Below are 26,342 nucleotides of genomic sequence, written 5' to 3' on the forward strand. Positions count from 1 at the left end.
GCTCATGGGCCGTGCACCTCGGCCACGGCCGCCACCGTGCCTTCGCCCATCCGCCGGACCTCGTCGGCGGTACTGATGTAGGGCGGCATCGCGTAAACAAGGTTCCGGAATGGCCGCAGCCACACTCCGCGCCCGACGGCGGCACTCGTCACGGCGGCGACGTCCACGTCCGTGTTCAACTCGAGGACGCCGACGGCGCCGATCGTGCGGACCTCCTTGACGGCGTCGAGCGCATTGGCGGCTTCGAGGCCAGCCGCGAGGCCCGAGCCGATCCGGGCCACATCCCTGCGCCACGTGCCGTCGTCGAGAATGCCCAAACTCGCATTGGCCACTGAACACGCGAGCGGATTGCCCATGAACGTGGGCCCGTGTAGCAGCGCACCCGCACCGCCGCTCGAGACGCGGGCCGCAACCTCGCCTGTACAGAGCGTCGCGGCGAGCGTGACGTAGCCACCGGTGAGGGCTTTGCCGACGCACATGACGTCCGGAACGATCCCGGCGTGTTCCGCGGCGAACAGCTCGCCTGTGCGGCCGAAGCCCGTGGCGATCTCGTCGAGGATCAGGAGGATCCCGTGCCGGTCGGCGATGTCGCGGAGGATGCGCAGGCATTGGGCGGCGTAAACGAACATACCGCCGGCGCCTTGAAGCACCGGCTCCACGATGATCGCGGCCAGTTCGTTGGTGTGTTCCTCCGCCAGCTGCTCGACGTGCGCCTGCCATTCCGCGATTTCCCCGGGTGGCGCGCCCACGGCGGGTGGCCGCGCAGCGAAAACATTGGCAGCGAGCAGCCCGGGGAACGCCGAATGCATGCCGTCCACGGGGTCGCAGACGCCCATCGCCGCGAAGGTATCGCCGTGGTAGCCGCCGCGGATGCTGAGGAACCGTTGCCTCTTGGGGAACCCCGAAGCCGTTTGGAACTGCACCGCCAGTTTGAGCGCCACCTCGACGGACACCGATCCCGAATCCGCCAGGAAGACCCGCTCCAACCGTGGCCGATCCGCCGCGGAAGGAGCCATGGCAACCAGCCGTTCGGCCAGTTCGACTGCGGGTTCATGGGTGAGGCCGCCGAACATCACATGGCTGAATGTTTCTAGTTGGCGCTTCGCCGCGGTGTCCAGGACAGGGTTCCGGTAGCCGTGGATGACTGCCCACCAGGAGGACATGGCGTCGAGCACCTCATGGCGTCGGCCGGTTTCGTCGCGGAGCCGCAGCGTCACGCCGTCGGCGTCTTCGACTTCCCACAACGGCAGCGTCACCGACACCGGAGCGTACGGATGCCAAAGGCTTGCCCTGTCGCGCTGGATGACGTCACGCTGGATGAGGCTCATGGCGTGACCCGGCCGTGGCGCGAGCATTCCGCGGTCCAGCCGAGCGGCGTGACCTGGACTTTCATGCGGCGACGGCATTGGGCGCAATAGCGTGGGGGCTCCATCGCCAGGCGCTGCTGGCAGCTTTGGTGAGCGTCCGACGTCGGGCGCTCGCCGCACAGACCGCAGTAACTATCCGTGACGTTGGTGCTCACAGCGACTTCTGGAGTTCCTTGATGGGCATGTTCAGCTCGACGAGGAGGTCGAGGTCCGCATCGGCGGGACGGCCCAGGGTGGTCAGGTAGTTGCCGACAATGACCGCGTTGATCCCGCCCATGAGGCCTTCGCGCGTGCCGAGATCGCCCAGGGTCAGTTCCCGTCCGCCGGCGTAACGCAGCACGGTCCGTGGCATGGCGAGGCGGAACGCTGCGATGGCGCGGAGGGCGTCCTTGCCGTCCATGATTCCTTGGTTCTCGAGGGGAGTCCCGGGGCGCGGATTGAGGAAGTTCAGCGGGACTTCGTGGGGTTCGAGGGCTGCTAGCTGGCTGGCGAGTTCGGCTCGCTGGGCGGTGGTTTCGCCCATGCCGATCAGCGCACCGCAGCAGAGCTCCATACCGGCCGCCTTGACCATGTTGCAGGTGTCGAGACGTTCCTCGTAAGTGTGGGTGGTGACGACTTCGGGGAAGAAGCTGCGTGCTGTTTCGAGGTTGTGGTTGTAGCGGTGGACGCCCCACGCGGCGAGCTGGTCCACTTGACGCTGGGTGAGCATGCCCAAGGAGCAGGCGATGTTGATGTCCACTTCCGCGTTGATGCGGTCGATCGCGAACTTGATCTGGTTCATGAGCTTGATGTCCGGTCCTCGGACGGCTGCGACGATGCAGAACTCGGTGGCCCCGGTGGCAGCCGTTTCCTTGGCGGCCTTCACGAGCTCCGGGATGTCGAGCCAGACGCCCCGGACCGGGCTGTCGAACAATCCCGATTGGCTGCAGAAATGGCAGTCCTCAGGGCATCCTCCGGTCTTGATGGAGATGATTCCCTCCACTTCGACGTCCTCGCCGCAGTGCTCCAAGCGGACCTCGTGGGCAAGCTGCAGGGCCTCAGGGATGGCCTCGTCCGGGAGCTCCAGGATCTCGAGCAGCTGGGATTCGCTGAGGCCTTCGCCGTCCGCGAGGACTTGCTCGCGGGCTGTTTCCAGAATCGGATAGGTGGACGTAAGCCTTGGGTTTGGCTGGGTGGTCATGATGCTCCTCGGCCGCTACTTGCAGGGGATGGTGCGTTCCTTCATGACGGTAACGGGCTTGTGGGGAGGTGATTTTGTTGGACGTCCACAAACCCGGAGCTGCAATCTTGGCGGCCGACTCGCTGGATAAGTTACAGCGCGGAAACATCGTGGAGACTCGGTCGTTTCATGCCGCCGATAGCGTCAAGGGCGATGTCCAGACGAGGAAAGTTGCGGGGATGACTGACGATTCGAAGACAACACAAGTGCTTGAACCACCGACGGCGGGTGGCTCCCCAGGAGGAACCGCCGTCGTCGAACCTTCCGAGGCGCTAGGCGCCGGGAGCCGCACGGCGGGCAACGCCGACGCGTTGAGCGCAGCGAAGGAGAGCCTGGAGGACTACACCCTCAGGTTCGCGCCACGGTCCTACCGCAAGTGGGGTGCGGGCGTGGTGGCAACAAGTGCCCTGGGCGGAATTGCCTATTTGGCTGATTTCTCCATCGGGGCGAACATCGGTATTTCTTACGGTACCGTTAATGCGATTCTCGGAATTGTGGTGGCGGCGGTGGTCATTTTCGCCACCGGATTTCCTTTGGCTTACTACGCTGCCCGGTACAACATTGATCTTGACCTCATCACGAGGGGTTCCGGATTCGGCTATTACGGCTCGGTGGTCACCAACGTTATTTTCGCGACGTTCACGTTCATCTTCTTCGCGCTCGAGAGTTCCATCATGGCGCAAGGGCTGGAACTTGGGCTGGGGATTCCGCAGTGGCTCGGTTATGCGGCGTCCACGCTTCTTGTCATTCCCTTGGTGATTTACGGGATGAAGGCCCTGTCCAAGCTGCAGGTGTGGACCACCCCGTTGTGGCTCCTGCTCATGGTGGTTCCCGTGGGGTATTTGGTGATTTCGCACCCGGACAGCATCGGGGAATTCTTCGCGTTCACGGGCAAATCCGGCGCTGAAGGCACCAACCTGGCCTCCGTGATGCTGGCCGCGGGTGTCTGCCTGTCGCTCATGGCGCAGATCGCGGAACAGATTGACTACTTGCGCTTCATGCCGCCCAAGACAGCGGAGAATAGGGTCGCGTGGTGGCGAGCCGTGATCCTGGCCGGTCCGGGCTGGGTGATCTTCGGCGCGATCAAGCAGATCGTGGGCATGTTCATTGCCATTTACCTGATCGCGACCTTGGATCCGGCCGCCTCCGCGCATGCCAACGAGCCGGTGCACCAATTCCTTGGCGTGTACCAGGAAATGATGCCGGCCTGGCTGGCGATGACCTTGGCCGTGGTGCTCGTTGTCATTTCGCAAATCAAGATCAACGTGACCAACGCCTACTCCGGTTCGCTCGCGTGGACCAACAGCTTCACGCGTGTCACCAAGAGCTATCCGGGCCGGATGGTTTTCGTAGTGGTGAACCTGGTGATTGCGCTCGTGCTGATGGAAGCGAATATGTTCGAGTTCCTGAACACCATTCTTGGTTTCTACGCGAATTGCGCCATGGCGTGGGTGGTTACGGTGGCGTCCGATATCGCCATCAACAAATATTTGCTCAAGGTTTCGCCGAAGGTTCCCGAGTTCCGCCGCGGCATGCTTTACGCCATTAACCCGGTGGGCTTCATCTCGATGCTGGTTTCGGCCACTGTGTCGATTGCCGTGTTCTTCGGTGCCTTCGGTTCGGCTGTCCAGCCATACTCGCCGATTTTCGCCGTCGGACTGGCTCTCGTGCTGCCGCCGGTGCTGGCTCTCCTGACTCGCGGAAAGTATTACCTGCGCCGTGGCCACGACGGTATCGATCTGCCCATGTTCGACGCCGACGGCAACCCGAGCGACGCCAAGCTTTTGTGCCACGTGACGGGCCTGGAGTTCGAGCGTCCGGACATGGTCCGCTCTGCCCAGGACGGGCCCGACGGCGAGCCGCAGTTCATCTCTTCGCTCGCCTTGTCGACCGATAAGTCGGGGGAGTTGGTCCTGCCGGCTCAAAGGTAGGCGGGAGTTCGACAGGTCCCATAGGCCTCGACGACGGATGGGCGGCCTGGCCGCGGTCCCGTCGTCGGGGCCTTTGGTTTGTCCTCGTTGTGCTTGTTGTGTCACGCCTCGCTGGTGAAGCGATGCGGGGTAGTGAACCGGGGCCTGTGGATAACTTTCCCGCCAAGATAGGGAAGTGAGCTACCATTTTGGGAAACGTTTAGTCTTGAAAACTATTTGGGGATAGCAAACCATGACTCCACGCACCTCGGTTTCTGCTCGCTCTTTCATTATTGGCAGCCTTGCAACGGTGTTGACGCTGACTGCGTGTGGGAACAGCACCCAGCCGCAGTCTGCGTCACCGACAGTCTCTGTTTCAGCCAGTGCCACGGCTACGCCCTCTCCGACCCCGACGGCTGTTTATAGACCCGCGGACGCCAAGGGGAAGGCCGAGAACGTGCCGGTTCCCGTGTTGCCGGAGGCCGCGAAGGCGAACAGCAAGGAAGGCGTGGAGGCGTTCGCTAGGTACTGGTTCCAGGCGCTTTCGTATGCCTATGAGACTGGGGACATGGCCGTTTGGTCGGCCATGACATCCGCAGAGTGCGTCTTCTGCAATCGAATCAAACAGGGTCTCGAGTCCGCATATGTAAAAGGACGATGGGTTGTCGGTGGGAAGATGACAACTCCGTCGGTTGAAGTAAATTTCAAATCCGAGGCGCTTTCTCAGCAAGTGACGATTCAGACGATCCAAAGCCAGATTGACTACTACGATGCGGATGGGAGCGTGGGGCAGCCGTCAACGCCGCTATCGAACAGCGCATCAGGCATGATTGCTGCTTTCGAGTCAGGTTCTTGGAAGGTCAAAGACCTCGGATTGCTTCGGTAGTGCGGAATGAATCCGCGGAACTTGATAATTTTGGCAATTGCACTGAATGCCATATTGGTCACTTCCGCCGCGCCGGCGGCGGCGAGTAGTGACGACCGCGTATCTTCGGGCTACCAACAAGGTGGGATCGAAGTCACGGCCAGATGGATCCGTGACCCCGAAACCGGCGAATTTATGTCCGCCCCTCTAAACCACCTCAGCGACGACCCCAACCAATACAAAGCAGAGCTTCAATGCCAGGTAGACGACAATGCCTTGGACAAGAAGTGCCTACCCGGGCAGGTGCGATGCCCGCCCCGCGAGCCCGGTGAGAAGCCTGGAACGCCGGTGATCTGGAAGGTCGCGCCTAAAGCGGTTTCGAATCCCACGTGGACTGACTGGAAATCGGGAAACAACGGCCCATCTTGCCTGTACGACCAAAAGCCAGAGGACGTCCTGCCCAGGATCGCGGCGAGAATTGAGAGCGACTTCCGCAACCTTCCCGTCAAAGCGGCGGACTTGGCCACCCAGCCAAGCCCGCACACACTCAAAGGCGCTGAAACCAACATCTTCGCGAACGCCGTTGAGCAGCAATTCGATGTGACGATCCTCGGCCAGCGAGTCCACATAGTCGCAACTCCCGTGGAGTACACCTATGGCTACGGGGACGGCAACAGTCTCGGGCCAACACCGTTTGCTGGCGGCCCGCTTCCGGAGGCGGAATGGGGCCAAAAGACGAGAACAAGCCACGTGTATCAACAGACCGGTGACTTTCAGGTGTCCGTGACCACCACCTTCCGCGGCACCTACTCCGTGAATGGTGGCCCGGACATGCCGATTCCAGGCACCGGACAGTTTGCGTCGCCGTCGCAGAGGGTGAGTGTCTGGCGGTCGATAACGCGCAACTACGCCGACAATTGCATCGTGAACCCACGAGGCGAGGGCTGCCCGGGCGTTCCCTAGGACAGCTGGGAAACACGCCTTCGACGGCGGCACGGTGCCCGTCCGCGGAAGGCGGGGTGCCGCCGTCGTGTGATCCGAGTCTCAACAGGAATAGTTGCAGGCGCGTGGCAGTTGCCGCCAGTGGACCTGTTCCCGTTTGAAAGGCACTGCCCATGTTGTTTTCCCCTTTGACTCTCGGCGAGATTGAACTTCCCAACCGCTTGGTCATGGCGCCGCTGACCCGCCTCCGTTCGGGCGCCGAGGGTGTTCCCGGCCCGCTGGTTGTGGAACACTACCGGCAGCGTGCTTCCCTCGGGCTGATCGTTAGCGAGGGCACCTACCCGACGCCCGCAGGCCAGTCCTACCCCGGGCAGCCCGGCCTCGTCACGGAGGAACAGCTCGCGGGCTGGAAAAAGGTGACCGACGCCGTCCATGCCGAGGGCGGCCGGATTTTCGCCCAGGTCATGCACGGAGGCCGCGTTTCCCACGCGGACATCACCGGCGGCCACGAGATCGTGGCACCCAGTGCCGTGGCCATCGACGGCGAAGTCCGCACCCCGAACGGCAAGAAGCCGTACCCCGTGCCCCGCGAACTGAGCACCGATGAACTTCCCTCGGTAATCCAGGAAATCGTCACAGCATCCCGGAACGCCGTCGAGGCAGGATTCGACGGCGTCGAGCTCCACTCGGCGAATGGCTACCTGCTGCATGAATTCCTGGCCCCCAACAGCAACGTCCGCACTGACAGCTATGGCGGCTCCCCGGAAAACCGTGCACGCTTCGTGATCGAGACCGTCAACGCGGTGGTGGAAGCGCTGGGCGCCAACAGGGTCGGCATCCGGATTTCCCCGGAGCACTCGGTCCAGGGGATCGCCGAGACCGACCCCGCCGATGTCCGCGCCACCTATGAAGTCCTGGTCGACACCATCGCCTCGCTCAACCTCGCCTACCTCAGCATCCTCCACCATGATCCCAAGGGTGAGCTCGTCCAGGACCTGCGCGAGCGCTTCAACGGCACGTTCCTTGTGAACACCGGTTTCGGCGTAGTGACCACGCGGGATGAGGCCCTGGCACTCGTGGCCGACGGTCACGCCGACGCCGTGGTGGTTGGCCGCCCAGCTATCGCCAACCCGGACCTTGCGCGCAGGTGGCGTGAAGGCCTCCCGCTGAACGAACCGGATCCGTCCACGTTCTACGGCGAAGGCGCCAAGGGGTACACCGACTACCCGTTCTACGCCAACTAGGACACCCGAGACCCCGACGGCGGCACCTGCGAAAGGTGCCGCCGTCGCGGTTTAACCCTTCTCGGCCACCGCCTGCCGGCACCCGACGCCCAGGGAGAAACAAAGTAGTCGCCCTTGGGCGGTTCCCAGTGCCGAATTCGGGTTTAGGGTTTTTAGTGAAGTAACAATCCCGAAGCGGCCCCGGCCGGGGAAGGGGTGGTTGTCATGGCAACGAAGACCCAGTTTGTCAGGGGCGGCCGTCAGGCCCGTATCGCGCAAGCGATTGCCAGCCCGCACTACAAATGGACCGTACTGGTCAACGCCACGTTGGGTGTGCTGATGGCGACCATCAATTCCTCCATCATGCTGATCGCCCTGCCTGACATTTTCCGTGGCATCCACGTCGATCCACTGGCCCCCGGCAACACGAGCATGCTGTTGTGGCTGGTCATGGGCTACATGGTGGTCACAGCGGTGTTGGTCGTTACCTTTGGGCGGCTCGGCGACATGTACGGCAGGGTGAAAATGTACAACGCCGGCTTCGCCATCTTCACCGTGTTCTCGGTGCTGCTGTCCCTCACGTGGCTTTCCGGCACCTCGGGCGTCCTCTGGCTGATCATCATGCGTGTCCTCCAGGGCATCGGCGGCGCGATGCTGATGGCCAATTCCACAGCCATCATCACCGACGTCTTCGAGGTCAATCAGCGCGGACTGGCATTGGGCCTGAACCAGGTTGCTGGTATCGCAGGGTCCTTTCTGGGCCTCATCATCGGCGGGCTCCTGGGTCCGCTGGACTGGAGGCTCGTGTTCCTTGTCTCCGTGCCGGTGGGGTTGGCGGGCACCGTCTGGGCCTACCTGAGCCTGCACGACACCGGGATCAGGCAGCCGGCCAAACTGGACTGGTGGGGCAACGCGACGTTTGCGGTGGGTCTGATCGCAGTGTTGGTAGGCATCACCTACGGCATCCAACCGTATGGCGGCAACACCATGGGCTGGACCAACCCATGGGTGCTCACGGCGCTGATAGGAGGAGCCGCGGTGCTGGCAGTGTTCTGCTGGGTGGAGATGAGGATAGAGGAGCCCATGTTCCATCTGGCACTGTTCCGTATCCGTGCCTTCACCGCTGGAAACCTGGCCTCCCTGATGTCCGGCATCGGCAGGGGCGGCCTGATGTTCATCCTGATCATCTGGTTGCAAGGGATCTGGCTTCCCCAGCACGGTTATAGCTTCGAAATCACGCCGCTCTGGGCCGGGATCTACATGCTGCCCCTCACTGCGGGGTTCCTGATCGCGGGACCCGTATCTGGCTGGCTCTCAGACCGCCACGGGGCCAGGCTCCTGGCCACCTTGGGCATGGTGGTGGCAGCGGCCAGCTTCCTGTGGCTGCTGGTGCTGCCGGTGAACTTCGGTTATTTGCCGTTCTCGCTGGCGTTGTTGGTCAACGGCTTGGGCATGGGACTGTTCGCCGCACCCAACCGGGCCGGCATCATGAACGCGCTGCCGCCCAACCGCCGCGGCGTGGGTGCGGGCATGAGCACCACATTCCAAAACTCGGCCATGGTGCTCTCCATCGGCATCTTCTTTTCGCTCATGATCACCGGGCTGGCCCGGACGCTGCCGCAGACGCTGACCTCAGGCTTGATGGCGCACGGGGTGGCTGCCGCGGACGCCGCCAAAGTCGCCCAATTGCCGCCGGTCTCTGTGCTGTTCTCCTCTTTGCTGGGCTACAACCCGGTCCAAACACTGCTCGGACCGAAAGTGCTGAACGCCCTCCCGGCCAAAGACGCGGCCTTCCTGACGGGCCGCTCCTTCTTCCCGAGCCTGATTTCAGGCCCGTTCGCCGAAGGGTTGGCCGTCGCGTTCGCCTTTGCCATCGCCGCGTGCCTGGTGGCCGCCTTCGCCTCGGCCCTGCGCGGCGGCAAGTATGAGTACAAGGAACTTCCGGGTAGGGCCGAGGCAGCTGAGCGGCAGGCATCACCCAACTGACTCGCATTTGTTGTCGTTTTCAGCCCTCATAACGACAACTAATGCGAGTCAGTTGGGCTGCTGCGCTGGCACAGGCCCACAAAACCACCCAGCTGCTCCAGGCCTTCCGGCCTGGTCGGCAGGTAGTTTGTCAGTTTGGGTGAGCGCACGACGACGGCGCGCCACTGACCGCGCGACACCGCCACATTGATCCGGTTGCGTGAGAGCAGGAACTCCATGCCGCGCGGTACCTCGCCGGCAGCGGACGCAGCCATGGACACGATCACCACGGGGGCTTCCTGGCCCTGGAACTTGTCCACCGTCCCGACGCGCACGCCGCGTAGGCCGGCCGCCCTTAGTTCGTGCTGGATGAGCTGGACCTGGGCGTTATAGGCCGCCACCACGAGAATGTCCTGTTCGGCCAGGGGCCGCTCGCCGGATGATTCGCGCGGGTCCAGCCAAGCCAAGCCAAGGTGCGCCCGGACTTGCCGGACTACTTCCGCAGCCTCTTCCGGAGACTGCGTGGAGTTGCCGTGGTGCTGGACGTAGACGCACTCGACGCCGGCCCGGACTCCGGAGAGCCGCCGCCCGGAAGCGGTCGGCGCTGAATGCAGCCGATTATCGTAGGACAGCTCTGACACTGCAGCGCACAAATCCGGGTGCATGCGCCACGACGTCGCCAGGAAGTAGCCGAGCTCCGCGGGGAGCGTGTGCATGCCGTGGGCCAGCCAGCCGAGCGCAGACTCATCCACCGGTTCCGGGTGCTTGCCCTGCGTGACTTGGGGCAACTGCTGGGGGTCACCGAGGAGCAGCAGTCTCTTCGTCGCCCTGCTGACGGCGAGGGTGTTGGCGAGCGAGAACTGACCGGCTTCGTCGATGACGAGCAAGTCCAGGGAACCCGCAGGAACGGTCCGGCCCGTCATGGTCCAGGCCGTGCCGCCGATCAAGCAGCCTCCGGGCGCGGCAAGCAACCGCTCGATGTCGTCCTTGGCTTGCTGGTCCCAGGGAACAGGGTCGTCGTGCTTCATTTCCTTGGCGATGAGTGCAGCGTCCACCCCGGCCTTGACTGCGGCGTGGAGCATGTTCTCGACGACAGCATGGGACTGTGCGACAACCCCAACTTTCCAGCCCGCACGCACCAGTCGCGCGATGACGTGCGAGCCGACGTATGTCTTACCCGTCCCCGGCGGACCTTGAACGGCAAGATATGACTGGTCCAGATCCGACACAGCGGCCGTGATGGCGTCCACGTATGCGTCGTCGCCGGTCCCGACGGCGGGCAGTTCCGCAAGAGTGGCCAGCCGAGGCGGGATTCGTCGCAACAAGTCCAACGCTGGGTCCTTGGGCCACGACGGCAGATGGGAACGCACCTTGATGGCCAGTTCGCTGAGGGCCTTCCGTTGCCCGTCTGTGTTGACCGGAGCGTCGGGCGTCAATGCCATGGGAAGCTGCGCGTATTCCTCGGCACTCTTGGGAAGTCGCTCTGAAATGGCCACGACATCGGAGGCGCCGTCGTCTGCCCCCGAGAGTGAGCTGCCTTCATCAAGGTCGTCGGAATCACCAACCTCGATGACCTCCGTGCCGGCCATTCCCGATCTCCCGAGGGCGCTTTCGTTCTTGCCAAGGAAGGCATCGGGGAGCGGAGGCCCGTACATCCGGAAGTACTTCCTGCCGGGCGCGAAACCGGAACCGTCCGCGGCGTGCCCGAACAGCCGCACCTTCCGGGCCGGATTGCTGCGCGGAGTCGGCTTGGCCCAGTCCTCCAGCACTTCGCCGCCTTCCACGATGAAGCAGTCCCTCGTGTCCTCCCACTCCGAGACTGGCCGGTCCAAGCGGTCGAAGTGTCCCCACCAGAATTGCTTGTCCTCACGCCGGTGAAAGCCGACCGCGGCCGCCACCATCGCCACCGCCCGGTTGTCATCGGAGCGAAGGGAGTCCTCCGGGAAGTCCGCCAGGTAGTCGAGGAGGGCTGTTTCCTCGGGTGCGGCCTCGTACTTTTCCGGCTGGGTCTCCGCGGGCAATTTGGGTCCCAAAGTGGCTGGAAGACCGGGTTCAATGGAGCGCTCCGCTGCCAAGCCCAGCAGCCAATTGCGCAGTTCCAGCGTGGAAAGGCAGTCGTATTCGTTGTAGTCGGAAATACCCGCCAGGATCGTTGCCGCTTCATCTTCGTGGTCCGCGTCCCGGGCGGTGCAGTAGTTGGCGTAGGCAACCACGGAGGCACCGGCGTCGGTCACGTCACCCGAACGCAAATGCTCGCCCATGTACAGGGGTTCGAGTTTCTTGATGCTGTACGAATCGGCGGAGATGCGGATGCTGTGCCGGACGGTGTCGTAGAGGTCCACGAGCACGCCTTCGCGGAGAAGGTTGTCCACGGCGGCTTCGCCGACGGTGTGGATGACAGACAGGTTCCGCAACGCGGTTTTCTCGTAGGCGGCGTAGTGGTAGATCCGCATGTCCGGATACTTCATGCGGCGTTCTGCCACGTACTCGAGGAAATCGATGAACGCTTGCCGCTCCTCGGCCCGCGAGTGTGCCCAGAACGGCTTGAACACGGGAGATCCGCCCGGCTCCGTCGGATTTTCGACGACGCCGAACAAGTACTCGAGTCCCCAACGGCCGGTGAGAGGGTCTTGCCACAAGGGGTCTCCCTCGAAGTCGAAGAAGATGTCTCCGGCGTCGGGGCGGGGGAGCCGGGCCAAGGAATTGGACTCCAGCACGGAATAACTGATGCTCTTTGCCTCGCCGGTCTTGTCCGTGTACCTGACGGTGCCATCGGGGGTGGCTGTTCCGGTTTGGAGTCGGGCTTGTTCCTGCAGGCGCCGCGTGGCGGAATCCGGGGCGTCGGGCATGTCGGCAAGGGCGTCGATGGTGCAGATGCCGTTTCCCATGAGCTTCTTGCGCCGCGTGATCCTCATGCCCGCCACCATCAGCAGGTCCCGGTGGAGGCCTACCTGTTCTTTGCAGTAGTCGCAGCGGCCGCACGCGGTGACTCCGGTCGCGCCCCATTGGACAGGCTCCAAGCCGGATCGGTGCGTGTCCGTCAAAGCGAGGAAGCGGTCCCGGCGCTCACGGAATACCGGCAGGACATCGGCGAGCCGGTGGTTGCTGTGCACGTAGTCGAAGCCGCCCCGGCCGTCCGAACCAGCAGCGTCCCGCTGAATCGTAGCCCCGAGGACAAGGGTCAGATCCGGGGCCGGGGTGATTCCGGCCTTGAGTAGCTGATCGCCATACGCAGCGAGTTGTAGCAGCGCGGTGACCTTGGCGTGGCGGGCGAGCTTGGTGTCGTATACCGCATAGCTGCCATCCGGCTGCTTGACGAGGAAATCGGAGCGTCCATGAAACTGTCCGTCGAAGAACGCGGCCTGGAAGACCACATCCGCGCCGGATCGCAGCGCCTCGATCGACTCCGCATGCTTGGCTTGCAGGGTGGCGCGGTCCATCGCTTCGGCGGGAACGACGTCGAACACGCCCTTACGTGCCAACGGATCCCAGGTGCCGAACTCGGCCACGAAACGGTCCAGCACCCTGTGCTCATGGACGTCGCCCAGCGCGGCGGTGCGCTCCAGCATTTCGTCGACGGCGAAGGCCGGCTTCTGCGCGAGGCCCATTTTCTCGTCCAACGTGCGCAGCAACTGGTACTCGCAGGTGGAGGCCGTCACGAGGTCGCTGGCGGAAAACACCAAATCCTGCGCTTGCCCTGCATCTACCGAATCGAGAAAAAACACCGTGCCCCCAGACCGTTGAGCTGATGAAGCCAAGCTATCAGTGCGGTCCGACAGTAAGGCAGCCCCGGCGTGAGTGCCAGTGCAAAGCGGGGTCAGCCGGCGAAGCGGAGGGTGATCACCAGGCCGATGAGCGCCACCACGCCGGCAAGGAGCATGGCCGCCTTGGGATTGCCGAAATTGAGGGTCCATCCCAGGCCGAAGCGCCGCGGAACCATGAGAGCGTGGTCTTCGCGGTTGACGTAGAACAAGCCGCTCCGCCAGTATTTGTCGTCCTCGCGGTGGGTCAGGCCGGTGTCCTCCTCGCCTTCGTCCCGAGCGCGGTTGTTCCGGGCGAAGACAACCACGGCTACCGCGACGGCGGCCAGGATCGGGAGGACGACCACCAGCGGCGCCCAAGGCGTGACTGTGCCTGTCCACATCAGCAACGACGATCCCAGCATCGCGAGGTCGATCATCGCGAGCAATCCGAGCAGTGCCCTGGCGCCCAGCAGCATGTACCGGCGGTGCCAGTGTGCGGAGCCTGCCGGGTGAGCCGGGTCGATGTCGGGCCGGCTGCGGAAGAGGATCGCCGCGGCTATGCCCACGAGCAGCGCTGTCACGCCGATCTGCACGAAGACCAGTGAAAAGGCGGTGCCGATCGATTTGGCGGCCAATCGGTTGGGTATGCCTTTCGCACCGTAGTGCACCGCGAGCACATCGGGCATCGATGGGTAGCTGATCACGCCGATCACTACAGTAGCGATGGTGACGATCAACGCCGGCGCCAGCCAGAGCCAGGGAAAACGCGGTGGATCGGTCCGCAGTTCGGTATCCACCGCGATGCCTTGGCGCACTCCCTCATACCAACCCCCGGCGGCCTTTGCGGCCCGGATCTCGTGGTTGGCCAGGAAGAAGCAGCCGTACCAGAAGCCCACGAGCACCAGCACCGACAGCGGCAGGAGCAGCGTTTCGCCGGTCATTCCGTAAATGGCAAGGCAGACCCCAATGGCCACGATCCCGCTCAGGAGAACCCGCCAACGGTAGACGCGGGTCTGCCTGACCACTGTCGGGTCGTCGGCACGTTGGGCCGGTACCCGGACCCCGAACGGCACGGTCGGGCTGTTGATCGCTGGCAGGACCAGCGCGATGGCGAGCACCAGTGCCGCCAACGCGGCGCTCAGGACAATGGCAACGGTCATGGTGTTTCCTCCGGCTGCGTGGTTCCAAATGAATCGAGAATCGAGCGGCAGGACTCGAGAACTTCCTCGGGCGAAAGTCCCCGGGCGACGGCTTCGGCGAGCAGGGTCCGTGCCCTCGCCGTCCAGTCCGCGCTGAACAGCGGGTCCGCAACCGTCGTGGTCACCACCGCGCCCGTCTTGCGGTTGAGCTGGATCAGGCCCTGCTGGCGCAAGAGGTCATAGGCTTTGTTGACGGTGTGGAAGTTGATCCCGAAGTCCGCAGCGAGCGCCCTGGTGGCGGGCAACGAACTGCCCTCGGCCAGCACGCCGTCCGCGATCGCCTCTACGATCTGGTCCCGAAGCTGCTGGTAGATCGGCACGTCGCTGGCCAGGTCCACGTTGAGGATCATCACTCCCACCTCCCTCTTTATTATATAAGTTATAGAACAAGTAGCGGAAGATCCCCACCTCCGGAAAGCAGGCTCCGAATGAACCCGTCTGACGCCCCAACCTCCCACGATCCCGCCTTCGAAGCCGCGTACCAGGCGGCCCAAAAGAGCCTTGGCGAAGGTGGCATTCCCATCGGCGCCGCGCTCGCCCGTGGTGGGGTGGTGATCGCGAGCGGGCACAACGAACGCGTCCAGAACGGCGATCCCATCGCACACGGGGAAATGTCGGCCCTCCGCGCAGCCGGCCGGCAGAAGAGCTACCGGGACACCACCCTCTATACGACCCTCGCGCCGTGTGCCATGTGCACGGGCACAATCATCCAGTTCAAGATCCCGCGCGTCGTGGTGGGGGAGGCCCGCACGTTCGACGGCGAATTCGAGTTGCTGCGGTCGCGGGGCGTGGAGGTTGTGGTCCTCGATGACCAGCGGTGCGTTGACATGATGCGCACCTTCCAGGAAGAGAATCCGGAACTGTGGGCCGAAGACATCGCCGAGTAAATCGGGCGGGAGCAACAAGTAATCAGGCAGAGCAAACAGCATCTGGCCATGGCCAAACCCCAAGCGTAGGCTGGCAGCATCGGCGTCGGTGCCGGGGGTCCGCGTCGATACCCAATCGATCAAGGAGGACTCATGAGTGTTGTGCGCGAATTCATGACCACCAATGCCCAATGCGTGAAGGAAGAGCAGTCGCTGCGTGACGCGGCTGTCCTGATGCGCGATCTGGACGTCGGTTCCCTGCCGATCTGCGGCAACGATGGAAGACTCAAAGGATTCATCACTGACCGCGACATTGTGGTCAAGTGCGTTGCTGAGGGATTGGATGCTGACCGCCTGACCGCGGCAGATCTCGCCCAGGGCACGCCGATCTGGATCGATGCCGATGCCAGCATCGATGCAGCAATCGACCTGATGGAAAAGCACCAGGTCCGGCGCCTTCCGGTCATCACCGACCACAAGTTGGTGGGCATCATCAGCCAGGGCGACATCGCCCGGAACTACACCGAGGAGCGCGTAGGCGAATTGGTGGAGCACATCTCCGCCAAGACCCCCATGGCGCAACTGGGCTAACCCCAACTTTCGCACCCATCAAGCGTCACGGCCTCCGGCCGTGGCGCTTCCCCATGTGCAGCACTCGGCTCCGTCTTTAGCCAGGGCAAACTCCGTGAGGCAAAATGTCATGGTGACCCTTCTTCCCCAGCCCCAGTCAGCAGACGCCGCCATCCACGCACTGATCGCCCAAGAGCTCGGCGTGAAGTCCTGGCAGGTCAAGGCCGCGGTTGAATTGCTCGACGCCGGATCCACCGTCCCGTTCATCGCCCGCTACCGCAAGGAAGTCACCGGGACTCTCGATGACACCCAGTTGCGTGAACTCGAGGAACGGCTCCGGTACCTGCGGGACCTGGAGGACCGCCGTCGAACCGTTCTCGAGGCGATTGCCGCGCAAGGCAAGCTGACCCCGGAACTGGAGGCCGCCGTCGTCGGCGCCGATACCAAGTCCCGGCTGGAAGACATCTACCTTCCCTTCAAGTCCAAGCGCCGCACCAAAGCGCAGATCGCCCGCGAAGCCGGCCTCGAACCGCTCGCCGAGGCGCTTCTCGCGAACCCGCAGCTCGAGCCCGAGCGCGAGGCCGCGCAGTACGTTAACGCCGAGCACTCCATCGACGATGCCTCCGCGGCGCTCGCCGGCGCGCGCTCGATCCTCGTGGAACGGGTCTCCCAGGACCCCGATCTCGCCGAAACGCTGCGCGAGCGGCTGTGGACGCAGGGGCGGATGGTGTCGCGCGTGAAGAAGGGCCAGGAAGCCGAGGGGCAGAAGTTCAAGGACTACTTCGAGTTCTCCCAAGTGCCTTCCGGCATGCCGGGCCACCGCGTGCTCGCGCTCTTGCGCGGCGAGAACGACGGCGTCCTGGAGCTCGATCTCGCCGAGGCAGAACCAGCCGACGACGACGCCCTGGCCGCCGCGCGCGGCCGCTACGAGAACGCTGTGGCCAAGTGCCTCGGGGTCGCCGAGCGGGGCCGGCCCGCCGATGCGTGGCTTGTCCAGACCGCACAGATCGCCTGGCGCTCGCGGATTTTGGACCGCCTGAGCAGCGATCTGCGCAGCCGTATGTTCGCCCAGGCCGAGGATGAAGCCGTCCGCGTTTTCGCCGCCAACCTGCGCGATGTTCTTCTTGCGGCTCCCGCCGGAAACCGCGCCACGCTGGGCCTGGACCCGGGACTGCGGACGGGCGTGAAGGTGGCCGTCGTCGATGGCACCGGCAAAGTCGTCGCTACCGATACCGTCTATCCGCACGCCCCGGCCAAGAAATGGGACGAGGCCTTGGTGACGCTGGAGCGTTTGGCGCGGCAGCACGCCCTCGAGCTCGTCGCGATCGGCAACGGTACGGCGTCGCGCGAAACGGACAAGCTCGCCGTTCAGCTCATCAAGTCGCTGGCAGCCTCCGGCGGCCCCACGTTGCAGAAGCTCGTGGTGTCCGAGGCGGGTGCGTCCGTATATTCGGCGTCCGCGCTCGCGGCCGCAGAACTTCCGGGCATGGATGTATCGTTGCGCGGAGCCGTGTCGATTGCCCGGCGTTTGCAGGATCCGCTGGCCGAATTGGTGAAGATCGAACCGAAATCGATCGGTGTGGGGCAGTACCAGCACGATGTCACGGCCGCGAAGCTCGACCGCTCGCTGGACGCCGTCGTCGAAGACTGCGTGAACGCGGTTGGCGTGGACGTGAACACGGCGTCGCCAGCGCTTTTGGCCCGCGTCGCCGGCGTCGGGCCGCTCCTGAGCGAGAACATTGTGGCGTACCGGAACGAAAACGGCCCGTTCGCCAAGCGGGCCGACCTCAAAAAGGTGCCGCGGCTGGGTGCCAAGGCCTTTGAGCAGTGCGCGGGCTTCCTGCGCATCACCGGGGGAGCGGAACCGCTCGACGCGTCCAGCGTGCACCCGGAAGCGTATTCGGTGGCCCGAAAGATCGTGGCCGCCGCGCGTGGGGCTGCGGTGTCATCGCTCGATCCGCAGGCGTTCGTGGATGGGACGTTCGGCCTGCCCACCGTGCGCGACATCATGTCCGAGCTCGAAAAGCCGGGCCGCGACCCCCGCCCGGCATTCGCCGCAGCAACGTTCTCCGAGGGCATCGAGAAGATTTCAGACCTCAAGCCCGGCATGATCCTGGAAGGCACCGTCACCAATGTGGCGGCGTTCGGGGCGTTCGTGGATGTCGGAGTGCACCAGGACGGCCTGGTCCACGTGTCCGCGCTAGCCAACAAGTTCGTGTCAGATCCCCGCGAGATCGTGAAATCCGGACAGGTCGTGCGCGTGAAGGTCCTGGAAGCGGATCCGGAGCGGAAACGGATTTCATTGACCTTGAGGCTCGACGACGAACCCGGCACCGCGGGCGGGTCCGGTTCGCGGGGCGGCGGGCGTGACCGCGGTGCGCGCGGTACTGAGCGAGGCGAGCGGCGTCCGGCGGCGCCGCAGGCTGGACAGGGCGCGAAGGCAGTTCCTGCTAAGGGTGCGCCTGCTCGCAAGGCTGTTCCCGCGAAGGCGGCTCCCCAAGCGCCGGTCAACACGGCCATGGCCGAAGCACTCCGCCGGGCCGGGTTGGGGAAGTAACCCGAAAACCTACAACCCGGCCCCCGACGCCTGACGATTTCGACAGGAATGCTATTGGTTCCCGGACCGTGAGTGGCATGATGTGGAAGAGAAGCAGCCTTAGCTTGTGCCAGGGGGGAGCCATGTTCGGAATGGGCAGGCTGGGAACGAAGACGCGGACTTTCAGGCCCGGATTGTGGCTGTTTGTCATCATCGCCATGGAGTTGGGTGTTGTCTTGGCGGTCGGGCTGCCCTACGTCTCCGGCGATGATCCGTGGGAAACATGGGGATGGCCTGTCTGGATTTCGGATGGGTTTTCCTTGCTCGTGGTGCCGGTTGTGGTTTTCGCGTCATTTTCCTTGGTGCGGCACCAGCGGCGGGAGCGGGACCAAGCGTCAAAGACCAGCCGCTTGATGGATACGGTGCTGAGCACCAGCCGGGAGTGGTTGTGGGCCATAGGACATGACGGGCGCTTCACCTTCTCCAGCCCGGCGGGCGTGGATTTGATCGGATACGAGCCCTCCGAGCTCCTGGGAAGGCATTTCCGCCTGGTTATCGACCCCGACGATCTGGCGAATGCACTGCAAGCAAAAACGTCCACCCAGAACGCCGCCGGGTGGTCCGGACTACACGCCGTGTGCCGCCACAAAGACGGCAGCAGGGTTGTGGTGGAGGTTTCCGGAAGGGCGCTCTACGACGCCGCTGGACAGCCAAGCGGTTTTGAGGGAACCAGCAGGGCCCTTGATCCCCTGACACTTGACGCGCTGGCTACCGGCGAGATCAGAAGCCGCATTAAAGCGATCCTGGCCAGCCGCTCCTTGCTCACAGCCTTCCAACCGATCCGATCCTTGGAAACAGATGCAGTCCTCGGGGCTGAAGCGTTGACCCGGTTCTTGAGTCCGCAGGGCATTTCTCCCGAGGTGTGGTTCGTCGAAGCTGCGGCAGTGGGACTCGATGTTGAGCTTGAGATTCTTGCCCTCGAAACCGCGCTGCGCGCCGCGACCGGGCTGCCACCCTCGTTGTCGGTTTCCGTGAATCTCTCACCACGGGCATGTCTTGACCCACGGTTGCCCGACATTTTTGCGAATGCCGGAATCCCGATGGGGCGGATAGTGCTCGAGGTGACAGAACGCCAACATGTGGTTGATTACGGTCCCCTCGCGGCTGCGCTTGCATCGTTGCGAGGCCGTGGATTGAGGATCGCCGTTGATGACGCTGGATCCGGGTTTGCGTCCATGCGCCACGTCTTGCTGCTTAAGCCGGACGTGATCAAACTGGACAGGGACATCATCGCCGGCATCGACACCGACCAAGGCCAGCGCGCGTTGGGGGCTGCCATGGTCGGGTTCGCCAAGGAAATCGGGGCATCCCTCGTCGCCGAAGGGATCGAAACCGAAGCCGAGCTCAGCGCGGTGGCCGAGCTCGGCATGACCGCCGGGCAGGGCTACCTTCTCGGACGTCCGTCGGTGCGGCCGGAAGACTGGGCACAGTGGGATGAGGCGTTCCAACGCCGGGGAAGACCGAAGACATCGATGAATCCCGGGCCCAACTAGCTCGCAGCAGGTGTCGTTTTGAGCCCTGAAAACGACGTTAACTGCGAGTCAGTTGCATTAGGGATGGCCTGGGCTGGCACTCCTCGGGAACCAGAGTATTCACCAAAGGGCCCAGCGGGCATCTTCGATGAAAATACTCATTCTTCCCAAGCAAGAACACTCATTTTTCCGCCAAACGACACTCAAATCTGCACTAGCAGCACCTAGTCGCAACTTTCCTCTAACAAATGCAACTTATGATGGTCGCCCACTTGCTACAACTCAAAGGGGAGAGAAATGGGCATTGGGAAGAAAGTACGAAGCGTCATTTCGGTTGTCGTTACAAGTGCAGCTCTGTTGCTCGGTGGGATTAATGGCGCAACGGCCGTAACTGTTCCAGCGCCACCACCCGCCGCAACAACGTCGCAATTGCAAACACCTGAACAGATTCAAACCGCAATTTCTGAGGCGTTTGACGGTGATAGCAACCGTCTAGCTTTGCTCCTTGAAAGTCCTCAATTTTCGGAGACGCAAGCGGCACTAAAAATCCGCCTTGAAGGGCGATACGACTTTTCGGGTGAAGCCGTTCTCGTAAATAAAAAGGCACCTGGCGGACCGGTGTCAATAGGATGTGCGTATGCAGGGTTTGGTGTAATCGTGTCTCTTATGGGACCGATAGGAGCAATCGGCTGGGCCGCCTACGGTGCGGGTGTCCTTTTCTCGGCAGGAGGGGTGATCATTTCCTGTGGATAAGGTGAAGACCACGCCTTGGTTGGCCATCGTCACCACCCAGTTGGTTGCAGCCCTTGGTCTGCTGGCGTTGCTTGTTCGATTCGACGCCCGCTGGTATGACTACATTTGGGTTGTTGCCTTGGTGGCCTATGAGATCTTGGTTATCCGGGCGCTCGTCCGTCGGCAGAATAAGTAGACGCAATGACGAAGACGACGGCGATCGGCGCAGTGGGGGCGAGCGTGCGACTCGTGAGTCACGAAGTCGGCAATGCCGGATGGGCTTCCGAGCCTGGGGCGGGAGCCTTCTGCCACGGCCACCGCCCGGTGATCTCAAGCTCGATGGAGAAGCTCAAGAACGTCCGGATCAGCACGATGACCGCCAGGACCCCCACGCTCTCAAAGGTGGGGGTGACTGCGACAGTACGGATGATGTCCGCGGCCACCAGGAATTCGAGGCCAAGCAGGATGGAGCGTCCCAGGAGCTGCCTGTAGGAGCGGTACACCGAAAGCGGCGCCGAGCTTGCCGGTAGGCGTTTGGGCTTGTAACCGCGCAGGGCAAGCGGGACCGACGCGATGGCACCGACAACCATCACGGCGACACCCGCAAAGTCCATGTACCGGCCGACAGCCTCGATGATTTGCTGGAAATCCATCAGTCCCCTTGGCCCGGGTTACGGTGCCGGAATCGGGAAGAACGCCCGGGGATCCTGCAACAAGGCCGGGTAGTCGAAGTCCGCACGGTCGATGATCTTGGTGACCTCGAAGTTGCGTCCGAAACGGCCGTCTTCCAGGGTGATCGGCCGGCCGAGGACCTTGCCCAAGGCAAACTTGGCTCCACCCTCGATGGGGACGAGGACGGACGTGTTGCCGGGGAGCGTGCGGAAGGCCTCGTCCTGGCGTTGGCGGTTGCGGGTGGGCTTCTTCACCAGTTGCTTCGGAGCCTTGCGGGCGGTCTTGCCCGGGCGGCGGGACGTTTCCGATGCGTACACGAACTGGTAACCGTCGCCGTCGCTGTTGGCAGCCTTGGCCTTGCCTGCTGCCGGCATCCCCACCTTGTCGATCTTTTCGGGTTCGACGTCGCCCACCGGGGCGCGAAGCACCCAGATGAAGTCGTCGTAGGGGTCTTCGGGGATGAACTCGTGACTAGGCTCGGGCCAGAGGTACTCAAGGTCGTTCGGAGTGTCCGGGAAGAGTTCGGCGTAGAAGCGGGGCTCCTTTTGGAGCAGCTTGGAGCGGTGGCTCAGGTGGAAATCGGCGTCGCCCAGCCACGGCGGCATCGGAATCTTGGAGGCGTAGTCCGGGTGGGCCGCCTGGGGCGCGAACTCGGTGATGCTGGCGCGGGTGTTGTCCGGGTTGCCTCGGGCGACCCATTCATCCACCATGGCCAGGCCGTAAAGAGTAAGGGCGGGAACGTAGCCCATCCACATGCGGATAGCGGGGTGGGAGGGCCGGCCGAACTCGGGGATCACCAGTGCGCGAAGGATCTGCAGTGCTTCGACACGCTGCTTGCCAAGCCTTGCGGTGTCCAAGACGGCAGCACTTTGCTTGAAATCGGGGAACGGGAGGAAGGTCTGCATCCTTTCAGTTTGGGGGCCGAACGGCATAGATCCAAGTTGACACGGTGTGGCCTTCCCCTCGCCTGTGTTATCGGGCCCCTGAAGAGTGGGGTTTGCAGTAATACTTGTCCCATGGAAGCCCCTTCGGAATTCGATGATGAAGTGCAAGGCGGTTTCGCGTGCTGGTGTTGCGGTTCGGAGTATCCCGCGGCCAAGATCGTCCGGCCTGGGGTCGGTTGACCGCGCTCGGAACGCGGTGATGGTCCGTCGATTGCAGCACCATCCGGTCTTCGGGTCGCTCCTGCGCAGAATCAATCGCTACCTGCCCTGAACCCACTTTGCGAGGGCGTTCAAATGGGGTGCGGTGAGTATTCGTCCTAGTCTTGTCGGGTGGAAACTTTTGGCGAATCGACGACGACGGCGGCACCTCCGGTTGCCGAGCTGCACCTACACATCGAGGGGACGCTTCAGCCCGAGCTGATTTTCGCGCTCGCTGAACGGAACGGGATCGAGCTTCCGTACGCGGATTTGGACGAGCTGCGCGCGCGGTACGAGTTCACGGATCTGCAGTCATTCCTTGATCTGTACTACGCCAACATGGCGGTGTTGCGCACCGAGCAGGACTTTGCGGACATGACCAGGGCATATTTGGCACGCGCCGCGGCCGGCGGCGTGCGGCACGTCGAGGTCATGATGGACCCGCAGGCGCACATCTCTCGCGGAGTGGCACTGGAGACGTGCGTCAACGGTGTGGCGTCCGCACTCGCGACGTCGGTGGAGGAGTTCGGCGTCTCGACGCTCCTGATTGCCGCGTTCCTGAGGGATATGTCCGAGGAATCCGCGCTGGAGGTTTTGGACCAGCTGCTCGCCATGAAGGCGCCCATTGCCGGCATCGGCCTGGACTCGGCCGAGGTGGGCAATCCGCCGTCGAAGTTCGAACGGCTCTACCGCCGCGCGGCGGAGGCCGGACTGCGACGGATCGCGCATGCCGGCGAGGAAGGCCCCGCATCCTATGTGTACGAGGCCCTCGATCTGCTTGGTGCGGAGCGGATCGACCACGGCATCCGCTGCATGGAAGATCCGGCCCTGGTGCAACGGTTGGTGTCGGAGCAAATCCCGCTGACGGTGTGCCCCTTGTCCAACGTCCGGTTGCGCGCCGTGGACACCTTGGCCGACCACCCTTTGCCTGCGATGTTGGCAGCCGGGCTGAATGTCAGCGTGAACTCGGACGATCCTGCGTACTTTGGCGGGTACGTGGACGACAACTTCGAGCAGCTCGTCGCCGTGCACGGCTTGACTGTCGGCGAGCGGGCAATTCTGGCCGCAAACTCGGTGCGTTCGTCCTTCGCTGACGAGGCCCGAAAGGCCTATTTGTTGGCCGAGGTTGCCGAGTGGGAGAAGGCCGCGGGGGAGTAGGGGGCAAGAGGGTACCCCAAGCCCTAGCTACCGACCGGTACCCGAGAGCCTTCCATCACTTGCCGACTTTTGGGCGTAATAGTGGGTCACGACACACGGTGTTTACCAAGAACAGTCGCCAGAATTTACAGAACATTGGCAGACTGCTGAAGGAATGTCCGCCGTTGAAGGAGACCCAGTGGCCAAGTCCACCGTCGAAAAAAGCAGTGTCCGCCTCAAGACCGTCCTGGATGTCTTGGCAGAGGGAACGTGGTCCGAGCAGTCGTTGAACGCCGGCGAGATCCTGGCTGAAGCGATTGTCCGCGTTCCGCTGGACGCCCGCGAGAGTGAACTGCTCAGCGGAGGCATTCCGCGCGGCCACAAGAACCTGACGACGGAGACCGCGAAGCTGGTCAAGGCCGGCTGGCTGGTCAAGGGCCGTTCGGGCTGGACCATCACCGACGACGGCCTGCGTGCCACGGTCGCTTTCGCCAAGCCGGACGAGTTCGCCAGCGCGTTGGCTGAGGGTACGCCTGTTCCGGCAGATACTCCGCTTCCGACGGCCCCCGTCAAGAAGGCTCCCGCCAGGAAGCCCGCGGCCAAGAAGGTTCCCGCAGTGGACAAGGCGCCTGCCGTCGAAGCCGCCGCGACGAAGGCTCCGGCCGCCAAGGCAGCACCCAAGAAAGCTGCCGCACCCAAAGCGGCCGCCGCCGTCGAGAAGCTCGAGCAGCCGTCCGCCGTCGCGATCGCCGGCGACTTCAACACGATTCTCGGGGCGCCGGAGGACTGGGCTCCGCAGTACGACGAGGCGCAAATGAAGTTCAATGCCCGTCGTAAGGTGTGGACCCTCGCGGCGACGCTGCCTGCCGGTTTCTATACGTACAAGATCGCGCTGAACCGCTCGTGGGACGAGAACTACGGCGCGTTCGGCGTGCGTGACGGCGCCAACCACGAGCTGAAGCACGACGGCGGCAAGGTCACCTTCACGTACGACCACGCCACACGCGACATCGTCACGGCCTAGTCCTTCTTTCACGCTTTCTCCAAGTCCAAACGCGGGCTTGGGGAAGCGTGGAGTTGGATTACCTGACGCATGTTTGTCCGTGTGGCGTCATCGCCCGGGGAGTACTTTGTGGAGTCGTATAAGGACCGCAGTGGTTGGGCCTTGGCCGATCACACAGGCGCTCTGGCCGGGTTCACCCGGCCAATCACCCGTAAGGAGAACTGGCGCGTAACGCGCCTGGTCTTCCGGGACGCTCAGAACAACTTGTGGTCCCGGACCAATGCCGGATTGTTGGAAAGAGCAAACCAATCAGGAATCTAGGAGTCCTCGGTGCCGGGATTCTTTGATGGCTGCACAGCGTGTGTCGACAAGGTCGCACCGGGAACAAAGCGTCCGGACTCCAAGGTTAGGGTAGGTCGACAGGACCTAACCGAGGAGCTAGCGATGACCGATGCCACTTTCCGCCACAACGTTGACCGCGAGCGCTTTGAAGTACTGGTTGATGGCCACGTGATCGGCAAGGCCGCGTACAAGGCGTACGACGACGCCGGGTCCCCGCAGCGGATCTTCTACCACACCGTGATCAACGACGAGTTCGGCGGACAAGGCCTCGCGGGCAGGCTCGCCGACGTGGCCCTGAAGGAAACCGTGGGCGAGGGAGTCGGGATCGTGCCGGTGTGCCCTTTCATCAAGAAATTCCTCACCAAGCACCCGGAATACGCGGCAAACACGACTGCACCGACCCTGGCGCACTTGGAGTACCTCAACGCGGCCCTCGCTCCCGCCGCCAGGAGCTAACGGCCGCGGTTCGCCCCGCCGTCGAGCCTCACGAATACATCAATGAACCGGGAGTCGTCAGGACTTCGCCGGTCTCCAGCCAGGTCTTGAGGCCGGAGAGGATCATCGGCCAACCGCCGTAGATCTGGTCGTTGCCGCCTTCGCGAAGATCGCTGTGGGTGACGGTCAGGTGGCAGGAGTCGCCCACCGGTTCGATCTCCCAGGTGACGCGTGATGTGCCTTCGGCTTTGACGTCTTCCCCCCAGAGCGCGCGCATGGTCTGGACGAGCCTGCGCGGGGGATCGACCTCCACGTTCTCGCCTTCGCCGAGGACCATTCCGTTGGCCTTCGGATTGTGCATCTCGTAGTGCCCGCCCGGCGTCCAGTCCGCAGTGTGGGTGTTGCCAAACTGGTACTTGCTGCGGGTGTCGCTGTCCGTGATGGCTTCCCAAAGCCGTTCCGGAGTGGTCTTGATGTAGATTTCGAAGATTTTTTCCACGGGACTTTCCAATCTGGTTTTGAGGTCGCTCAACGCAGCGGCCCATGGTTCTGCATATTTGCTCACCCAGCGGTCGTGGACGAGCCTGATGGGTACCGGATTCAGGTAATGGAGCTTTTCGCGACCACGACGGCGGGTCACCACCAGCCCGGCTTCCTCAAGGATCTTGAGGTGCTTCATGATCCCGAAACGGGTCATGTCGAACCGTGCTTCAAGCGCGCTGAGCGTCTGCCCGTCCTCGCGGAAGAGCTCGTCGAGCAGATCCCTGCGGGTGGGGTCGGAGAGTGCCTTGAAGACGGCGTCCATGGATTCAGGATAGGTGACCATTTAGTCACATGTCAACGAATTCGGGCGGCCTTGTCCCGATGGGCGTTTCATGTCCGGGGTGGCTTTATGTGCGGGTGGGTCTGAAGTGGTGGTTGCGTCGGGGTGTTTGGCGGGGG

At 63.2% G+C, this 26,342-nt stretch carries 23 protein-coding genes; 14 read left to right on the forward strand and 9 right to left on the reverse strand.

The genetic code is table 11. The features are described 5' to 3' along the window. Positions 1 to 2: 2 nt before the first annotated feature. Genes QRN45_RS17560 through bioB form a run of 3 tightly spaced genes read right to left on the reverse strand, consistent with a single transcriptional unit; the run spans position 3 to position 2,547 of the window. Positions 3 to 1,328, reverse strand: a complete 1,326-nt coding sequence (locus tag QRN45_RS17560; RefSeq protein ID WP_284764160.1) for an adenosylmethionine--8-amino-7-oxononanoate transaminase — start codon at positions 1,326 to 1,328, stop codon at positions 3 to 5. Next, a complete protein-coding gene (gene bsaP, locus QRN45_RS21030) occupies positions 1,325 to 1,522 on the reverse strand; it encodes a biotin synthase auxiliary protein BsaP (RefSeq protein ID WP_078106145.1) in 198 nt (65 codons plus the stop codon). Before bsaP ends, QRN45_RS17560 begins: the two co-directional genes overlap by 4 nt. Beyond that, positions 1,519 to 2,547 carry a biotin synthase BioB gene (gene bioB / locus QRN45_RS17565; protein ID WP_284764161.1) on the reverse strand — a complete coding sequence of 343 codons (1,029 nt, stop codon included), beginning with the start codon at positions 2,545 to 2,547 and terminating at the stop codon, positions 1,519 to 1,521. Before bioB ends, bsaP begins: the two co-directional genes overlap by 4 nt. Before the next feature lie 218 nt (positions 2,548 to 2,765). Between bioB and QRN45_RS17570 the strand changes: the two genes are divergently transcribed. The 5 genes from QRN45_RS17570 to QRN45_RS17590 all read left to right on the forward strand — a co-directional run bounded on the left by QRN45_RS17570 (position 2,766) and on the right by QRN45_RS17590 (position 9,512). Further along, positions 2,766 to 4,517 (forward strand): purine-cytosine permease family protein, encoded by a 1,752-nt coding sequence (locus QRN45_RS17570; protein ID WP_284764162.1) that lies wholly within the window; start codon positions 2,766 to 2,768, stop codon positions 4,515 to 4,517. A gap of 232 nt (positions 4,518 to 4,749) precedes the next feature. Beyond that, entirely contained in the window at positions 4,750 to 5,382 is a 633-nt protein-coding gene (locus QRN45_RS17575) for a DUF6318 family protein (protein WP_284764163.1), read from the forward strand. A 54-nt stretch (positions 5,383 to 5,436) separates the two neighbouring features. Then, positions 5,437 to 6,324 (forward strand): hypothetical protein, encoded by an 888-nt coding sequence (locus tag QRN45_RS17580; protein ID WP_284764164.1) that lies wholly within the window; start codon positions 5,437 to 5,439, stop codon positions 6,322 to 6,324. A gap of 152 nt (positions 6,325 to 6,476) precedes the next feature. Further along, on the forward strand, positions 6,477 to 7,547 hold the full coding sequence (locus QRN45_RS17585) for an alkene reductase (protein ID WP_241710193.1): 1,071 nt from the start codon (positions 6,477 to 6,479) through the stop codon (positions 7,545 to 7,547). Positions 7,548 to 7,751: 204 nt separating this feature from the next. Beyond that, positions 7,752 to 9,512 carry an MFS transporter gene (locus QRN45_RS17590; protein ID WP_241710194.1) on the forward strand — a complete coding sequence of 587 codons (1,761 nt, stop codon included), beginning with the start codon at positions 7,752 to 7,754 and terminating at the stop codon, positions 9,510 to 9,512. 38 nt (positions 9,513 to 9,550) lie between these two features. Here QRN45_RS17590 and QRN45_RS17595 read toward each other — a convergent pair whose 3' ends face one another. The 3 genes from QRN45_RS17595 to QRN45_RS17605 form a co-directional block, all read right to left on the reverse strand. Beyond that, on the reverse strand, positions 9,551 to 13,216 hold the full coding sequence (locus QRN45_RS17595) for a TM0106 family RecB-like putative nuclease (protein WP_284764165.1): 3,666 nt from the start codon (positions 13,214 to 13,216) through the stop codon (positions 9,551 to 9,553). Positions 13,217 to 13,308: 92 nt separating this feature from the next. Then, positions 13,309 to 14,394 carry a DUF1648 domain-containing protein gene (locus tag QRN45_RS17600; protein WP_284764166.1) on the reverse strand — a complete coding sequence of 362 codons (1,086 nt, stop codon included), beginning with the start codon at positions 14,392 to 14,394 and terminating at the stop codon, positions 13,309 to 13,311. Then, entirely contained in the window at positions 14,391 to 14,783 is a 393-nt protein-coding gene (locus QRN45_RS17605; protein ID WP_284764172.1) for a GntR family transcriptional regulator, read from the reverse strand. Before QRN45_RS17605 ends, QRN45_RS17600 begins: the two co-directional genes overlap by 4 nt. 78 nt (positions 14,784 to 14,861) lie before the next feature. On the opposite strand from QRN45_RS17605, the gene QRN45_RS17610 reads away from it, so the two are divergent. The 6 genes from QRN45_RS17610 (at position 14,862) to QRN45_RS17635 (ending at position 20,865) form a co-directional block, all read left to right on the forward strand. Beyond that, the gene (locus QRN45_RS17610; protein WP_078106136.1) at positions 14,862 to 15,320 is read left to right on the forward strand and encodes a nucleoside deaminase; all 459 of its coding nucleotides are present in this window, start codon (positions 14,862 to 14,864) and stop codon (positions 15,318 to 15,320) included. A 132-nt stretch (positions 15,321 to 15,452) separates the two neighbouring features. Beyond that, complete coding sequence (locus tag QRN45_RS17615; protein WP_078106135.1) at positions 15,453 to 15,890, forward strand: CBS domain-containing protein; 438 nt, start codon at positions 15,453 to 15,455, stop codon at positions 15,888 to 15,890. Between the two features lie 109 nt (positions 15,891 to 15,999). Further along, positions 16,000 to 18,426: a Tex family protein gene (locus QRN45_RS17620; protein WP_284764167.1), complete on the forward strand. Its 2,427-nt coding sequence runs from the start codon at positions 16,000 to 16,002 to the stop codon at positions 18,424 to 18,426. A gap of 122 nt (positions 18,427 to 18,548) precedes the next feature. Beyond that, positions 18,549 to 19,958 (forward strand): sensor domain-containing phosphodiesterase, encoded by a 1,410-nt coding sequence (locus tag QRN45_RS17625; protein ID WP_284764168.1) that lies wholly within the window; start codon positions 18,549 to 18,551, stop codon positions 19,956 to 19,958. Between the two features lie 276 nt (positions 19,959 to 20,234). Beyond that, complete coding sequence (locus QRN45_RS17630) at positions 20,235 to 20,690, forward strand: hypothetical protein (protein WP_241710200.1); 456 nt, start codon at positions 20,235 to 20,237, stop codon at positions 20,688 to 20,690. A 1-nt stretch (position 20,691) separates the two neighbouring features. Next, positions 20,692 to 20,865, forward strand: a complete 174-nt coding sequence (locus QRN45_RS17635; protein WP_216353791.1) for a hypothetical protein — start codon at positions 20,692 to 20,694, stop codon at positions 20,863 to 20,865. A 58-nt stretch (positions 20,866 to 20,923) separates the two neighbouring features. On the opposite strand, the gene QRN45_RS17640 is transcribed toward QRN45_RS17635, so the two are convergent. Both QRN45_RS17640 and QRN45_RS17645 read right to left on the reverse strand, forming a co-directional pair. Beyond that, the gene (locus tag QRN45_RS17640; protein WP_078106131.1) at positions 20,924 to 21,322 is read right to left on the reverse strand and encodes a DUF1622 domain-containing protein; all 399 of its coding nucleotides are present in this window, start codon (positions 21,320 to 21,322) and stop codon (positions 20,924 to 20,926) included. 18 nt (positions 21,323 to 21,340) lie between these two features. After that, positions 21,341 to 22,246, reverse strand: a complete 906-nt coding sequence (locus tag QRN45_RS17645) for an MSMEG_6728 family protein (protein ID WP_241710202.1) — start codon at positions 22,244 to 22,246, stop codon at positions 21,341 to 21,343. Positions 22,247 to 22,615: 369 nt separating this feature from the next. On the opposite strand from QRN45_RS17645, the gene QRN45_RS17650 reads away from it, so the two are divergent. The 3 genes from QRN45_RS17650 (at position 22,616) to QRN45_RS17660 (ending at position 25,421) form a co-directional block, all read left to right on the forward strand. Beyond that, complete coding sequence (locus QRN45_RS17650; protein ID WP_241710203.1) at positions 22,616 to 23,641, forward strand: adenosine deaminase; 1,026 nt, start codon at positions 22,616 to 22,618, stop codon at positions 23,639 to 23,641. A gap of 178 nt (positions 23,642 to 23,819) precedes the next feature. Beyond that, positions 23,820 to 24,644 carry a pullulanase X25 domain-containing protein gene (locus QRN45_RS17655; RefSeq protein WP_264637476.1) on the forward strand — a complete coding sequence of 275 codons (825 nt, stop codon included), beginning with the start codon at positions 23,820 to 23,822 and terminating at the stop codon, positions 24,642 to 24,644. Between the two features lie 423 nt (positions 24,645 to 25,067). Then, positions 25,068 to 25,421 carry a GNAT family N-acetyltransferase gene (locus tag QRN45_RS17660; protein WP_284764169.1) on the forward strand — a complete coding sequence of 118 codons (354 nt, stop codon included), beginning with the start codon at positions 25,068 to 25,070 and terminating at the stop codon, positions 25,419 to 25,421. A gap of 28 nt (positions 25,422 to 25,449) precedes the next feature. Here the strand turns inward: QRN45_RS17660 and QRN45_RS17665 are convergent, their stop codons facing one another. Next, on the reverse strand, positions 25,450 to 26,205 hold the full coding sequence (locus QRN45_RS17665) for an ArsR/SmtB family transcription factor (RefSeq protein ID WP_078106162.1): 756 nt from the start codon (positions 26,203 to 26,205) through the stop codon (positions 25,450 to 25,452). Between the last annotated feature and the right edge of the window lie 137 nt (positions 26,206 to 26,342).

This window comes from Arthrobacter sp. efr-133-R2A-63 (assembly GCF_030209795.1).
GTDB lineage: Bacteria > Actinomycetota > Actinomycetes > Actinomycetales > Micrococcaceae > Arthrobacter > Arthrobacter bambusae_A.